Here is a 13,551-nt window from a genome sequence, read left to right as displayed (position 1 = left end):
CATGGCTCGGTCTTCAGCGCGCCAGCATTGGCCGCCGGATCACCTTTGTCAGTGCCGAACTCATAGAAGTTGTTGTAGTGGGTTGCATCCTTGAACGGTGTGATCGCTTCATCCTTGACGTTGACCGCCCCCCACTTTGTAGAAGGAAGCTTTTCGGCGAACCAGGACGGCGCCTTGCCAGGCTCGACGTCGGCGTAGCGCGCAGCATCGCCAGCATTGGCCCATCGAGGAAGGCTGCTCACGGCCAAGCCGGCCACGGCAGCACCGAGCACATTGCGACGAGAGAGATAGAGGGATTCAGGCGTCACGTCCGACTCATGACAGTCAGACGCTTTGGGGAATTTGATCAGCATGGCTACTCCGCAGCATTGGAGGACAGATGCACCAATAGACTGCGGAGTATGAGGGAAATTACACGTTTTTATTCCGACGAAGACGTAACAGGTATTGAACCGGGCCTGAGGCCGCATACCCGAGGAACACCAGCAACAGAATGCGCGGCGGATCACTGAATACAACGGCAAACACCAACACCACGGCAAGGATCGCCACAAAAGGCACACGCCCTTTCAAGTCCAGCTCTTTGAAGCTGTTGTACTTGATGTTGCTGACCATCAACATACCGGCGGCCGCCACCATCAGCGCCACCAGAAACGACATCTTGGAACCCTGGATGCCGTAATCGCTGAATGCCCAGACGATCCCAGCAACAACACCCGCCGCCGCCGGACTGGCCAGGCCAATGAAGTAGCGCTTGTCCGCCGTACCAACCTGGGTATTGAACCGGGCCAGACGCAACGCCGCGCCCGCCACATAGATGAAGGCAACCATCCAGCCGACCTTGCCCATGTCACCCAGGGCCCAGCCGAATGCCAACAATGCCGGTGCGACACCAAAGGCGACCATGTCCGACAACGAGTCGTACTCGGCACCGAAAGCGCTCTGGGTATTGGTCATCCGCGCAACCCGACCGTCCAGACCATCGAGCACCATGGCGACGAAAATCGCGATGGCGGCGAACGCAAAATACTTGCTGGCACTGACCGAGTCACCGGCGCTCAATGCAGCCTGTGCACTCATCGAGTTGATGATGGAATAGAACCCCGCGAACAGATTCGCAGTGGTGAAAAGATTCGGCAGAAGATAGATACCACGATGCCGGACTTTACGACCTTCAGCGTCATGCCCTTCTTCGATGTGCTCATCGATGGGCAGTAGACTTTCGGCGTCAGGAGCCTGGTTTGGCTCTTCGGGACGTTCGCTCATGGACATTACCTTGCAACAGGATGGAAAGTTTTCGACAGGTGTCTGGGACGACAGTTCGGCCACAAACGATGCAGCTTTATACCAGAACCGGTGACCCAAACGAAAAAACGCGGCCTAGGCCGCGTTTCTCGTACAAGCGTGCGACTTAGTTTTTGGCTTTGTCGACGATCTTGTTGGCACCGATCCACGGCATCATGGAGCGCAGTTGCTCGCCGATGATTTCGATACCGTGAGCGGCGTTGTTACGACGCTTGGCGGTCATCGAAGGATAGCCGGTAGCGCCTTCGCTGATGAACATCTTGGCGTATTCGCCGTCCTGAATACGTTTCAGGGCGTTACGCATAGCCTGACGGGATTCGGCGTTGATCACTTCCGGACCAGTCACGTACTCGCCGTATTCAGCGTTGTTGGAGATCGAGTAGTTCATGTTGGCGATACCGCCTTCGTACATGAGGTCAACGATCAGCTTCAGTTCGTGCAGGCATTCGAAGTAGGCCATTTCCGGCGCATAGCCAGCTTCAACCAGGGTTTCGAAACCGGCTTTAACCAGTTCAACGGTACCGCCGCACAGTACGGCTTGTTCGCCGAACAGGTCGGTTTCGGTCTCGTCCTTGAAAGTGGTTTCGATGATGCCGGTACGACCGCCACCAACGCCAGCAGCGTAGGACAGCGCAACGTTTTTGGCGTTGCCCGAAGCATCCTGGTAGATAGCGATCAGGTCAGGAATACCGCCGCCCTTTACGAACTCGGAACGTACGGTGTGGCCCGGTGCTTTCGGCGCGATCATGATCACGTCGAGGTCAGCGCGCGGAACAACCTGGTTGTAGTGGATCGCGAAGCCGTGGGAGAAGGCCAGGGTGGCGCCTTTCTTGATGTTCGGCTCGATTTCGTTCTTGTACAAAGCAGACTGGAACTCGTCCGGGGTCAGGATCATGACCAGGTCGGCAGCCGCAACAGCGGAAGCAACGTCAGTCACTTTCAGGCCGTGAGCTTCGGCTTTGGCAACAGTGGCCGAACCTTTACGCAGGCCGACAGTAACGTCAACGCCGGAGTCTTTCAGGTTGCACGCTTGAGCGTGGCCCTGGGAACCGTAACCGATGATGGCAACTTTCTTGCCCTGGATGATCGACAGGTCGCAGTCTTTTTCGTAATAAACTTTCATGAAATTCCCCTATATATCCAGGCCGTTCAGGCCATTCGCTAATTTGGTTTAGATGCTGAGTACTTTGTCGCCGCGGGCGATACCGGTTACGCCGCTACGGACGGTTTCCAGAATCGAGGCGGTGCCGATGGACTGAATGAAGCTGTCGAGCTTGTCGCTGGTACCGGTCAATTGAACGGTATACACGCTGGCGCTGACATCTACGATCTGCCCACGGTAAATATCGGTAGTGCGCTTGATCTCGGCGCGCTGGGCGCCGGTGGCCTTGACCTTGACCAGCATCAGTTCGCGCTCGATGTGAGCACTCTCCGACAGGTCGACCAATTTGACCACTTCAATCAGCTTGTTCAGGTTCTTGGTGATCTGCTCGATAACTTCATCGTGGCCGACAGTGGTCAACGTCAGGCGCGACAGGGTCGGGTCTTCGGTTGGTGCCACAGTCAGGCTTTCGATGTTGTAGTTGCGCTGCGAGAACAGGCCGACTACACGAGACAGAGCGCCCGGTTCGTTTTCCAGAAGCAAGGAAATAATGTGCCGCATGATTAAGTACGCTCCGTCTTGCTCAGCCACATATCGCGCATGGAGCCGTCTTTGATCTGCATCGGGTAGACGTGCTCGCTGGTGTCGACCGAAATATCGAGCACCACCAGGCGATCCTTCATGGCAAACGCTTCCTCCATCTTCGACTTCAATTCTTTCGAGTCGGTGATGCGCATGCCTACGTGACCATAGGCCTCTGCCAGCTTGACGAAGTCAGGCAACGACTCCATGTAGGAATGCGAGTGACGACTGCCATAGCTCATGTCTTGCCACTGGCGAACCATACCCAGAACACCGTTGTTCAGGATGACGATTTTGACCGGCAAACCGTATTGCAGACAGGTGGACAGTTCCTGAATGTTCATCTGGATACTGCCCTCGCCTGTCACGCAGACGACGTCGGCATCCGGGAAGCTCAACTTGATACCCATGGCCGCCGGGAAACCGAAGCCCATGGTGCCCAGGCCACCGGAGTTGATCCAGCGGTTAGGCTTGTCGAACTTGTAGTACTGCGCCGCGAACATTTGATGCTGACCCACGTCGGAGGCTACAAAGGCATCGCCCTTGGTCACTTCGCACAGGGTTTCGACCACGGTTTGCGGCTTGATGATGCTGCCGTCGCCCTTGTCGTAAGGGAACAGGCCGCGGTCACCGCGCCACTCGTCAACTTGCTTCCACCAACTGGCAACGGACTCCTTGTTCGGGGTCTCGCCGATTTCCTTGAGGATCGCGACCATTTCGGTCAGGACGCTCTCGACCGGACCAACGATAGGCACGTCGGCCTTGATGGTCTTGGAGATCGAAGCCGGGTCGATGTCGATGTGAATGATCTTGGCATTCGGGCAGAACTTCGCCGGGCCGTTGATCACACGGTCATCGAAACGTGCGCCGACTGCCAGGATCACGTCAGCATGGTGCATCGCCAGGTTGGCGGTGTAGCTACCGTGCATGCCGAGCATGCCGATGAACTGACGGTCGGTGCCAGGGTAGGCACCCAAACCCATCAGGGTATTGGTCACTGGCAGGTTGAGCATCTTCGCCAATTCGGTCAGCGGCGCGGAGCCGCCACCCAGAATCACGCCGCCGCCGGCGTACATCACCGGACGCTTGGCCGCCAGGAGCATTTCTGCTGCCTTGCGAATTTGCCCGGAGTGACCGCGAACGGCTGGGCTGTAGGAACGCAGCTTGGCTTTTTTCGGGAAGATGTATTCGAACTTCTCGGCCGGGTTGGTCATGTCTTTCGGAATATCGACAACGACCGGACCAGGACGACCGGATTGCGCCAGGTAGAACGCCTTCTTCATGACTTCCGGGATTTCCGAAGCGTGCTTGATCATGAAGCTGTGCTTCACGATCGGCCGGGAGATACCGATCATGTCGGTTTCCTGGAACGCGTCGGTACCTACCATGTTGCTAGGCACCTGGCCGGAAATGACCACCATCGGAATGGAGTCCATGTAGGCCGTGGCAATACCGGTGATGGCGTTGGTTGCGCCCGGGCCGGAAGTCACCAGTACCACACCGGCTTTACCGGTGGCACGGGCATAACCGTCAGCCATATGGGTCGCAGCCTGTTCGTGACGAACCAGGATGTGGGTCACTTCCGGTTCTTTGAACAGGGCATCGTAGACATGAAGAAGAGCACCGCCCGGGTACCCGTAGATATATTTGACGCCTTCGTCACGCAAAAAGCGGACGAGCATCTCACCGCCAGATAAAAGCTCCACGTTGTTCACCTCTAAAACGCCAGAATACCGTCCACACACAAGGGGACGGGTCTTAATAGGTTTACTTCTCGGCAGAGCATGAGCGACGGTGGTCGCCGACTACGTCAGCACTGACTGAGCAAGTATTGGGATCGTCCCAAGTGTTGCGGGCCTTTCCCACCCAGCGCGAGGTAACGCGTTGCGGGTGTAACAGGTCGGCGCGGGTATGCGCCTCATGATCTACCGAGTGGGTCTGCTTCTGGCAGTCCCTCTACAGCGGACTTTGGATTCTTCTGTTTCGTCCTCTGCAAGTCAAGCCGTCTATGTGCTTTATTGTGAGTAAGCACATGAGAACGCAAGAAAAAACCCGTAAACCGCAAGTGTGTTAGCTTCAATTGCGCAACTTATGACAAGGAAATGGCATGCGAACGTTCTTCTTCACCGCCAGTCTGCTGATCACCCTGAGCCCTTTGTGCATGGCGGCTCAGATCTACAAGTGGGTGGATGCCCAAGGGGTGACCCACTTCGATGCCCAGCCACCTCAAGGACAGCAAACCACCACCGTGGTCACGCCCGCTCCGCCTGTCGGCAAACCCACCGCACCCGCACGCAGTAGCGCCATTGGCGATCAACAGGCCATCGATAAGACAGTGAAAAAGCAGGTCGCCGAGCAGCAAGCCCAGCTCAAGACATTCTGCGAGCAGGCTCGAACGAACCTCGCTCAACTGCAGAACAACCCGCGACTACGGGAGGATGTCGACGGCGAGATGCGCCGCCTGACTGACGAACAACGTCAGGAGCGCACCACCGAAGCACAAAAACAAATTACGCAGAACTGCCAGTAACCACCCTACAAGGGATCGGCATTAGCGGGAGGCAACGATCAGTTGATCGAACTCTTTGAGCAGGACCTGCAGATACCGATCCTTGCCCTGGATATTGCGGGAGGCAAAGACCATTTCGGCCATTTCCTGAATCCCTGACGCATTGGGCAACGGCAGATCCTGTTCGAGGATCACTTTCATGCGCGGCAAGAAGATCCATTGCAGCCATTGCTCAAAGTCCAGGGTGTCGACCGAGAACGGCTCGACACTGGACAGTGCTTCAGCACTGGGCGAGACCTCGTCCCACCAGCCCTGAATCCGCAGCTCACGTTCGATCAGCAGCAACTGCTCGGCAATTTTCGGGAAACGTGCATCCATCACAGCGCAACCTTGGCCTTCTGACGGGCCAGTGTGGCGCCAGCGGTATCACCCTGCTTTTCACGAGCTTGAGCGATCAGTTCCCACAGGTTGGCCTGCAGATCCGGACGGCCACTGGCAAAGGTCAGACCACGACGAGCGAACTGCTCGGCTTGTGGTGCATCGCCTTGAGCCATACGCACCTGCGCCAGACGATAAAGCACTTGCGGCTCACGCGGAGCTACTCGCTGGGCGCGCTCCAGGCTGGAGGACGCACCGTTGAGGTCGCCACTGGCCTGTTGCTGTTGAGCGGTAGTCAGAAGAGCCAATACCGGCCCATCCAGTTGCTCGTCGGCAGACAAGCCGCCACCGGTGCTTGCCGACGGAATCCCGCTCGGGGTCGATGGCATGCTGTAGCTGCCCTGATTGATTGGCGCGGACTGAACCGGCGAGGTATCAATCGGACCCGGCGTGATCGGGCCCGGCGTGATCGGCGAAGTGCTGATCGGGGCCGAAGTCACGGCGCCACCACCCGGTACCATCACCACTACGCCGCTATCACCTTGCGGGATGGCCTGGGGCTGACCTTGCACCGGACGTTTTACTGTCGTCTTGCGGAAACCGCCATTCGCCTGAATCCGCTCACTGTTAGATACAGCGCTGCCGGAGTCCACAACCGGAATCGAACCGCGCTGTACGGTGGAGCAACCGCTGAGCAAAGCCACGGCGGTAACCGCTGGAATCAACCACTTATTCACTTGAAACCCTCTTTGCTTAATTCATCCAGCCCTTGACCCAATCCATCACCGTTTCACCGGAAGCAGGGGCTTGACCACCACAAGCGGCGCCGGGAGGCGGTTCACTGCCGCGAATATACGGCATCTGCACCGCACCTGGGCAGTTGGCATCAGAGCCTTGCCCGGTGCGCGAATCTACCCAGGCCTGAACAATGTTGTCCGGCTGCGGCATGTCCAGCGGCAGCGGATCGGCCTTGCGCATGAAACTGGTCCAGACCTGCAACGCACCGGTAGCGCCGGTGAACGGTGTCTTGCCGTTATCGTCGCGACCCAGCCAGACCACCGCCAGCAGATCCTGACTGAAACCGGCGAACCAGCTGTCCCGCGAATCGTTACTGGTACCGGTCTTGCCCGCCAGCGTCAGGGTTTTGGGCAGCACGTTATAAACCGAGCTACCGGTACCTTCACGCATGACGCGCTGCATGGCGCTCTGGATCAGGAAAATAGAGGCCGGATCGAAACGCTGCTGAATCTGGAACGGATAACGTTTAAGTGGCTCGCCTTCGGCAGTCAGCACGCTGCGAATCCCGCGCATCGGCGTATTGAACCCGCCGTTGGCCAGGGTCTGATACATGGTTGCCACTTCCATCGGCGTCAGACCACCCGCGCCCAACAGCATCGACGGGAACGCCGGGAACTCTCGACTCACGCCCAGGCGCGCCAGGGTCTTGAGGACGTTCGGTACACCCAGCTCCAACCCGAGACGCGCAGTCGACAGGTTGTAGGAATGCGCCAACCCTTGATACAGGAACACCGTGCCGTGGGAACGTCGGTCATAATTCTGTGGTTTCCAGACCTGACCGTCTGCGCCTTTCACCGAGAAGGATTCATCCGATAGCCAACTGGTCAAGGTGTACTGGCTTGGTTTCTCAAGAGCAGTCAGATAAACCGCAGGCTTGATCAACGAGCCGATCGGGCGTACCGCATCCAAGGCACGGTTGAAACCGGCAAAACTCGCCTGACGGCTGCCGATCATGGCCTGGACTTCGCCGGTTTCCGGATTGGTCACGACCATGGCCGCTTCGACATCATCCGAACCTTTGCGCCCGGCCAGTCGTTTAAAGGTGTCGTTGACCGAGGCTTCGGCCTTCATCTGCAGGATCGGGTCGAAACTGGTGAAAATCCGCAGGCCTTCTTCGGTCAAGTCTTCGTCGCGATAGTCTTCACGTAACTGACGCTTAACCAGATCGATAAAGCCCGGGAACGAACTGTCCGCCAGTTTGCCGCGAGTCGTCACGCCCAGCGGCATGGCCTTCGCGGCAGCGACTTGTTCGGCAGTAGCAACGCCTTGTTGCTCAAGCACATCAAGCACCAGGTTGCGCCGCTCAAGCGCCCGCTCCGGGTTGCGACGCGGGTTGTAATAGGACGGCCCCTTGACCATGCCCACCAGCAACGCGACTTGATGCAGTTTCAGTTCGGACAACGGCTGCCCGAAGAAGAACTGACTGGCCAGGCCGAAACCGTGCACCGCTCGCTGGCCATCCTGACCGACGAACACTTCGTTGAGGTAAGCCTCAAGAATGTCCTGTTTGCTGTAATGCAGCTCAAGCAACATCGCCATCATGGCTTCGGTGAGTTTGCGGGTCAGGCTGCGTTCGCTGGTCAGGTAGAAGTTTTTGACCAACTGCTGCGTCAGCGTGCTGCCACCCTGGGTCATCTTGCCGCCAGAGGTGTTGACCCAAATAGCTCGGGCAATCGATTTGGGAGACACACCCCAGTGGCTGTAATAATCCCGATCTTCCACCGCGACCAGGGTGTCGAGCAGGTACGGCGGAACCTGATCGAGCTTGATCAGAATGCGGTCTTCGAGGTTTTTCGGGTAAATCCCGCCGATCATCAGCGGTTCCAGCCGCACCACAGAAAGCTTCGAACCGTTGGTCGCCGAGAGTTCGGCCACATAGTCACCGGAGAACCGCACCCGTACGGGCTGGGGCTTCTCCATACCTTCATAAAATTGGAAGCCACGGGTGTTCAAGTCGACGGTATTGCCGCTGACCGCTGCTGCGCCGGGACCGTTGCTCACAGCTTCGCGCCGGTAGCCCAAGGCGTCGAGTTCGGTGAGGAAGTCGTCCTTGCTCAGCTTCTGGCCGGTAAACAGCTCCAGCGGGCGCGCATACACCTTGGCCGGAATGGTCCAGCGCTTGCCGGAAAACTTCTCCTGAACGATGGCGTCCAGATAAACCGCGAACCCGGCAAGCACGACAAGGCCGACCAGGCTGAGTTTAAGGGCCCAGCCCAGCCAGGGGCGCAGGCCGCTGGACGGTGGTTTTTTTTTGCTGCGAGGGGATCGAGTACGAGTCATGGCGGCGGATTATACGCACTTTATTCATACTCAACAGGAGCCTGCCAAGGTTTGCGTCCGGCGGAGTTGCGGCCATAATGGCGACCTTGAATTTCCCCCGACTCTGAAGGATCGCCTGTGAGCCAGTCCCTGATCGCCGCCCTGCAAAACCCGGCCCTCTACCCGCATCCCGTCGATGGGTTCCAGGTTATCGAGACCCATATCTCCTGGGTCATCCTCACGGGTCCCTTTGCTTATAAAGTGAAGAAACCGGTGAACTTCGGCTTCCTCGACTTCACCAACCTCGATGCTCGCGAACATTTCTGCGGTGAAGAACTACGCCTGAACCAGCGTCTGACCAATGATTTGTATCTTGAAGTGTTGCCGATCACCGGCAGTGCCGAAGCCCCACAACTGGGCGGTGACGGCCCGGTTGTCGAATACGCGCTGAAAATGCGCCAGTTCCCGCAAAGCCAATTGCTCAGCACCCTGCAAGCCAACGGCGAACTGACCACCGCGCACATCGACGAGATGGCCGCGCAAATTGCGCAGTTCCACCTCACTGCGCCGAAAGTACCTGCCGAACACGAAGCAGGCACCCCGGACAGCGTCATGGCACCGGTACGCCAGAACTTCGAACAGATCCGCCCGTTCCTCAGCGACAAGGCTGATCTGTTGCAACTCGACGCCCTGCAAGCCTGGGCCGAAAGCAGCTTCGAGCGTCTGAAGCCGCTGTTTGCCCAACGCAAGGCCGACGGTTTCATTCGCGAATGCCACGGTGACATTCACCTGGGCAACGCCACCGTGATCGACGGCAAGGTCGTGATCTTCGACTGCATCGAGTTCAACGAGCCGTTCCGCTTCACCGACGTCTACGCTGACACCGGCTTCCTGGCAATGGACCTGGAAGACCGCGGCCTTAAGAGCCTGGCGCGCCGTTTCATCAGCCAGTACCTGGAACTGACCGGCGACTATCAGGGCCTTGAGCTGCTCAACTTCTATAAAGCCTACCGTGCACTGGTTCGCGCCAAGGTCAGCCTGTTCAGCATGCCGGCCGAGGCCGATCCGGTGCAGCGCGCCACCACCCTGCGCCAGTACCGCAACTACGCCAACCTGGCGGAAAGCTACAGCACCATTCCTTCCCGCTTCATGGCCATCACCCACGGCGTTTCCGCTGTCGGTAAAAGCCGTGTGGCCATGCGTCTGGTGGAAGCACTGGGTGCCATTCGCCTGCGTTCCGACGTAGAACGCAAACGTCTGTTCGGCGAGCAGACCGTGCCGAACGATCCACAGGCCGGCATTTATAGTGCTGACGCCAGCTCAGCGACCTACACCCGCCTGCATGAAATCGCTGACGTAATCCTGCGTGCCGGTTTCCCGGTGGTGATCGATGCCACCTACCTCAAGCGCGACCAGCGTGACGGCGCGGCAAAAATTGCTGAAGCGACCGGCGCACCCTTCCTGATTCTGGATTGCAACGCACCGCAAGCCGTAATCGAGAGCTGGCTGGCCCTGCGTCAGGCAGACAAAAAGGATCCGTCCGACGCCAATCTGGCCGTTATCGCCGACCAGCAAGGCACCCGCGAAGCACTGACGCCGGCCGAGATTCTCTGCAGCAAGCGTGTTCAGACCAATGAGAGCGGGACCCTGGACGCTGTCGTGGCGCAGATTCGCCAGCGCCTGCCGGGCTTGTAAGAAATTTTTCAGCCGTGGAGCCTTCGCTGGCTTCACGGCTGTCAAATAGTGGCACTATACTGGCGTCATAAAACCAACAGGTGATTTGACATGAGCCAGCCGAAACTTCTCGACACCCCGCTTTATGCCTTGCTGCACAAAGACGACATCACAGGCTTCAACAAGCAACGCCCCCTCGATGGCCCGATTGACATGGTCAGTGGCGATTTCCGTGGTCTTGATCTGCGTGAGCTGAACGCCGATGGCATCGACTTCACCGATGCGTACTTCCGTTCCGCCGACTTGCGTGGCATCGACTTCCGCAATGCCTCGCTGGAAGGTGCAAGCCTGGCCCATGCGCAAATCTCCGGCGCCTACTTCCCAACAGAGCTGAGTGCCGACGAAATCCTGATGTCGATGAATTTCGGGACACGCCTGCGCTATCGCACCCGCTAACATCCGCATCGCCTACCTGACACGACACGCCCCCCTGTGGGAGCGGGCTTGCTCGCGAAAGCGGTTTAACCTTCAACATTCATGTCGACTGACACTACGTCTTCGCGAACAAGTCGAATCGTCGCACCGCCGCTCCCCACAGTTATTTGCGCTGCCCTCCTCTACTGCATTCGCAGCCCCTTCGAACGCTTCAGGACCTTGCCTCTTAGAAGCGTTTGCGTCGAAACCGACCAAACAATCACGCTTTTCCTACTGATGGCTACACTCCTCAAAGGCTCGCCCACGCACCGTTCGGCCGTCGCAAGGAGGCTTGATGAATGATGAACTGCAACACCTGAAGAATCTTGGCAAGACGTCAGCGCAGTGGCTGCATGCCGTGGGCATCCACAGCGCCTCGGACTTGCGTCGCCTGGGGGCGGTGGATGCTTATCGGGCCGTGCGTACGCGTGGGTTCCGGGCGTCCAAGGTGTTGCTGTATGCAATTGAAGGCGCCCTGATGGACGTGCACTGGAACGACATCCCCGCTGAACGCAAGGAAGCGCTGAACAAACAACTGGAAGCCATTTCTTCACGCCACAAGAATTGAACAGGCGCCCATCGCCATGTACTTGCTCGGGGAACAACCGGCTTACGCCGACACACTGATCAATCGACTGCAAAACATTCCCGCCCGGTTGCTGAACGGTTTATCGCCCTGCGGCCCGGCGCTGGAGTTTTCGGCCGTCGACGACCTCGCCACGCTATTGCCCGGCAATCAGTTGTTCCTGTTGGACAACGGTTTGCTACATGGCTGCGTCGACAACCGAGCCTTGTTCTATTTGCATGAAGGCGATCTGGTCGGCCTGCGCCAAGGCGTTGAACTGCCACATTGCCGCTTGCGTAGCGATGGTCCGCTGTCCTTGATTCCCTACCTGCGATCCGAGGTTTTTCAGCACATCTATGCCGATTCGCAGCGTTCGGAGTTGTTCCTGCAATATCTGGTCGGCCAGACCGCCCTGCTATCCGACGCGGTTGCCCACCTGAAACAACCGGAATTTCGTAGCACCAACGGCTTTCAGCGCGTTGCCGCCGGCGAAGTACTGATTCAGCAGGGCGACGAGGCAGACCATGTATTCGTCATCATCGAAGGCCATGCCGAAGCGTTTGTCGACGGGCATAAAGTCGGCGATGTGCCCAAGGATGAGATTTTCGGTGCCATGGCGGTGTTCACTGGCGAGAAGCGCAACGCCAGTGTGATCACCAGCGAACCGAGCACGGTAATGTTGATTCCCAAGGATCAGTTTCTGAGCCTGACCCAAAGCAATCCGAAGATTTCCCACAGCCTGATCGAGAGCATGGCGCGGCGCATTGACTTGCTGAACAAGCAGATTACCCAGTTGAGTTCACTTAAAAATCCAGGCTAAACCCAACGATTACAGGGCCTGCTGGCTGATTGAAAATAAATGAGAAAACAGCGGTTGACTTGGTAATGAGAATCGCTATGATTATCACAACTGGTCGCGAGACTGGTCGATTTTCTGAAAAGCCCTTGGTTCGGACTCTCAGATTATCTCCTCATCAGGCTAATCACGGTTATTTGACCCGGCTCTTGCCGGGTCTTTTTTTGCCTGTAGAAAAGTCGCCGACGCTACTTGCCCATCTGCTTACGCATCTCTTCGCAATAATCCGGTGCCGGCGTGGCGGGCGTGTACCAGACGTAATCAGCCATCGCCAACGTGACCTCACTGCCCTGCTGCGCCAGCATCAGCACGGTTGGCGCTTCGGGTTCGCCCAAATCCAGTATATGAAGCGGTACACCGACATCCTTGCGCGCATGATACGCACCGGCAAACAGCAGCGAAGGCTCGGGGGCGACACGTAAACGCTCAGCCATTCGCCGGTCACGTTGCTGCTGCACCGCCAGCATTGCTGGCATTTGGGATTTTGGAAGCAGTCCGCAATGGGAGCCGCTGATTTGCGCCAGTAACTCGTCCTTGACCGAAGGTGCGTTAGAACGCGAACCGCTCAACCCAGGCGGCTGGGCATAAAAGGCACGGACTTCGTTGTCACTCAGATTGGCCGCCAGCAGTGGATAAGGCTGTCCCAGGGCGAAACGCACTATCGGCCCATACAAATCCCAGTCCCAACCCGACTGCCAGGCCAACGCGCCAGGCAAGTCGATCGGCGGTGTTGAAGCATTGCGCACGTCATCGACGCGCAGTTGTTGATCCGGCGTGAGCATTTCCAACAGCAGACTGCCTTGGGGACGTCTCTGCCCCAGCGTCTGGAGCAGCCACAATTGCAGTTGATGGTGATCGCGATTGTCATGCTGCTCGCCGACGATCACCCGCTCAGGCTTGGCCAGCCGTGCGACCAATTCTGGTGCCGTCAGTGACTGGCCCGTGCGCAAGTCAACAATCCGGCCGGTGATCGGTGGTGGTGCCGAAACGTGCTGACAAGCACTCAGCAGAAGTACGGCCAGCAGCAAAATCCCACGCATGCTCTCACC

Annotated in this window: 14 protein-coding genes (1 of these 14 running past the window's edge); 5 read left to right on the top strand and 9 right to left on the bottom strand. The window is 57.8% G+C overall.

Annotation, left to right across the window (positions count from 1 at the left end; all coding sequences use genetic code 11):
• The 5 genes from msrP to AC1MEW_RS08200 form a co-directional block, all read right to left on the bottom strand.
• Positions 1–353: the beginning of a protein-methionine-sulfoxide reductase catalytic subunit MsrP gene (gene msrP / locus AC1MEW_RS08220; protein ID WP_480425992.1), read on the bottom strand. Its footprint begins 661 nt before the window's first position; the window shows 353 of its 1,014 coding nt (coding positions 1–353); it begins with the start codon at positions 351–353; its stop codon lies off the left edge, out of view.
• A 58-nt stretch (positions 354–411) separates the two neighbouring features.
• Entirely contained in the window at positions 412–1,266 is an 855-nt protein-coding gene (gene pssA / locus AC1MEW_RS08215) for a CDP-diacylglycerol--serine O-phosphatidyltransferase (RefSeq protein WP_201198011.1), read from the bottom strand.
• Between the two features lie 145 nt (positions 1,267–1,411).
• Complete coding sequence (ilvC, locus tag AC1MEW_RS08210) at positions 1,412–2,428, bottom strand: ketol-acid reductoisomerase (RefSeq protein WP_007948647.1); 1,017 nt, start codon at positions 2,426–2,428, stop codon at positions 1,412–1,414.
• 48 nt (positions 2,429–2,476) lie between these two features.
• Complete coding sequence (gene ilvN / locus AC1MEW_RS08205) at positions 2,477–2,968, bottom strand: acetolactate synthase small subunit (protein WP_003176102.1); 492 nt, start codon at positions 2,966–2,968, stop codon at positions 2,477–2,479.
• A gap of 2 nt (positions 2,969–2,970) precedes the next feature.
• The gene (locus AC1MEW_RS08200) at positions 2,971–4,695 is read right to left on the bottom strand and encodes an acetolactate synthase 3 large subunit (protein WP_201198012.1); all 1,725 of its coding nucleotides are present in this window, start codon (positions 4,693–4,695) and stop codon (positions 2,971–2,973) included.
• 401 nt (positions 4,696–5,096) lie between these two features.
• Here AC1MEW_RS08200 and AC1MEW_RS08195 point away from each other — a divergent pair, with 401 nt between their 5' ends.
• Positions 5,097–5,519: a DUF4124 domain-containing protein gene (locus AC1MEW_RS08195; RefSeq protein WP_201255802.1), complete on the top strand. Its 423-nt coding sequence runs from the start codon at positions 5,097–5,099 to the stop codon at positions 5,517–5,519.
• Between the two features lie 21 nt (positions 5,520–5,540).
• Here the strand turns inward: AC1MEW_RS08195 and AC1MEW_RS08190 are convergent, their stop codons facing one another.
• From AC1MEW_RS08190 to mrcB, 3 genes are read right to left on the bottom strand one after another with little or no spacing between them, the layout of a single operon-like run.
• Entirely contained in the window at positions 5,541–5,876 is a 336-nt protein-coding gene (locus AC1MEW_RS08190) for a YqcC family protein (protein WP_322269660.1), read from the bottom strand.
• Entirely contained in the window at positions 5,876–6,613 is a 738-nt protein-coding gene (locus AC1MEW_RS08185; RefSeq protein ID WP_323570331.1) for a tetratricopeptide repeat protein, read from the bottom strand. The genes AC1MEW_RS08190 and AC1MEW_RS08185 overlap by 1 nt, the downstream gene beginning before the upstream one ends.
• A 16-nt stretch (positions 6,614–6,629) precedes the next feature.
• Positions 6,630–8,954, bottom strand: coding sequence for a penicillin-binding protein 1B (mrcB, locus tag AC1MEW_RS08180; protein ID WP_323570330.1), 2,325 nt, complete (start codon positions 8,952–8,954; stop codon positions 6,630–6,632).
• Positions 8,955–9,071: 117 nt separating this feature from the next.
• Between mrcB and AC1MEW_RS08175 the strand changes: the two genes are divergently transcribed.
• The 4 genes from AC1MEW_RS08175 to AC1MEW_RS08160 all read left to right on the top strand — a co-directional run bounded on the left by AC1MEW_RS08175 (position 9,072) and on the right by AC1MEW_RS08160 (position 12,466).
• A complete protein-coding gene (locus AC1MEW_RS08175) occupies positions 9,072–10,628 on the top strand; it encodes an AAA family ATPase (RefSeq protein ID WP_201198017.1) in 1,557 nt (518 codons plus the stop codon).
• Between the two features lie 90 nt (positions 10,629–10,718).
• Positions 10,719–11,063, top strand: coding sequence for a pentapeptide repeat-containing protein (locus AC1MEW_RS08170; RefSeq protein WP_201198018.1), 345 nt, complete (start codon positions 10,719–10,721; stop codon positions 11,061–11,063).
• A 313-nt stretch (positions 11,064–11,376) separates the two neighbouring features.
• Positions 11,377–11,649 carry a TfoX/Sxy family protein gene (locus tag AC1MEW_RS08165; RefSeq protein ID WP_007971093.1) on the top strand — a complete coding sequence of 91 codons (273 nt, stop codon included), beginning with the start codon at positions 11,377–11,379 and terminating at the stop codon, positions 11,647–11,649.
• A 16-nt stretch (positions 11,650–11,665) separates the two neighbouring features.
• On the top strand, positions 11,666–12,466 hold the full coding sequence (locus tag AC1MEW_RS08160; RefSeq protein ID WP_201255800.1) for a Crp/Fnr family transcriptional regulator: 801 nt from the start codon (positions 11,666–11,668) through the stop codon (positions 12,464–12,466).
• A gap of 224 nt (positions 12,467–12,690) precedes the next feature.
• On the opposite strand, the gene AC1MEW_RS08155 is transcribed toward AC1MEW_RS08160, so the two are convergent.
• Entirely contained in the window at positions 12,691–13,542 is an 852-nt protein-coding gene (locus AC1MEW_RS08155) for a ChaN family lipoprotein (protein WP_480425986.1), read from the bottom strand.
• Positions 13,543–13,551 lie beyond the last annotated feature (9 nt).

Source organism: Pseudomonas sp. ASL4 (genome assembly GCF_056680395.1).
This window is presented reverse-complemented; position numbering and strand designations above follow the sequence as displayed.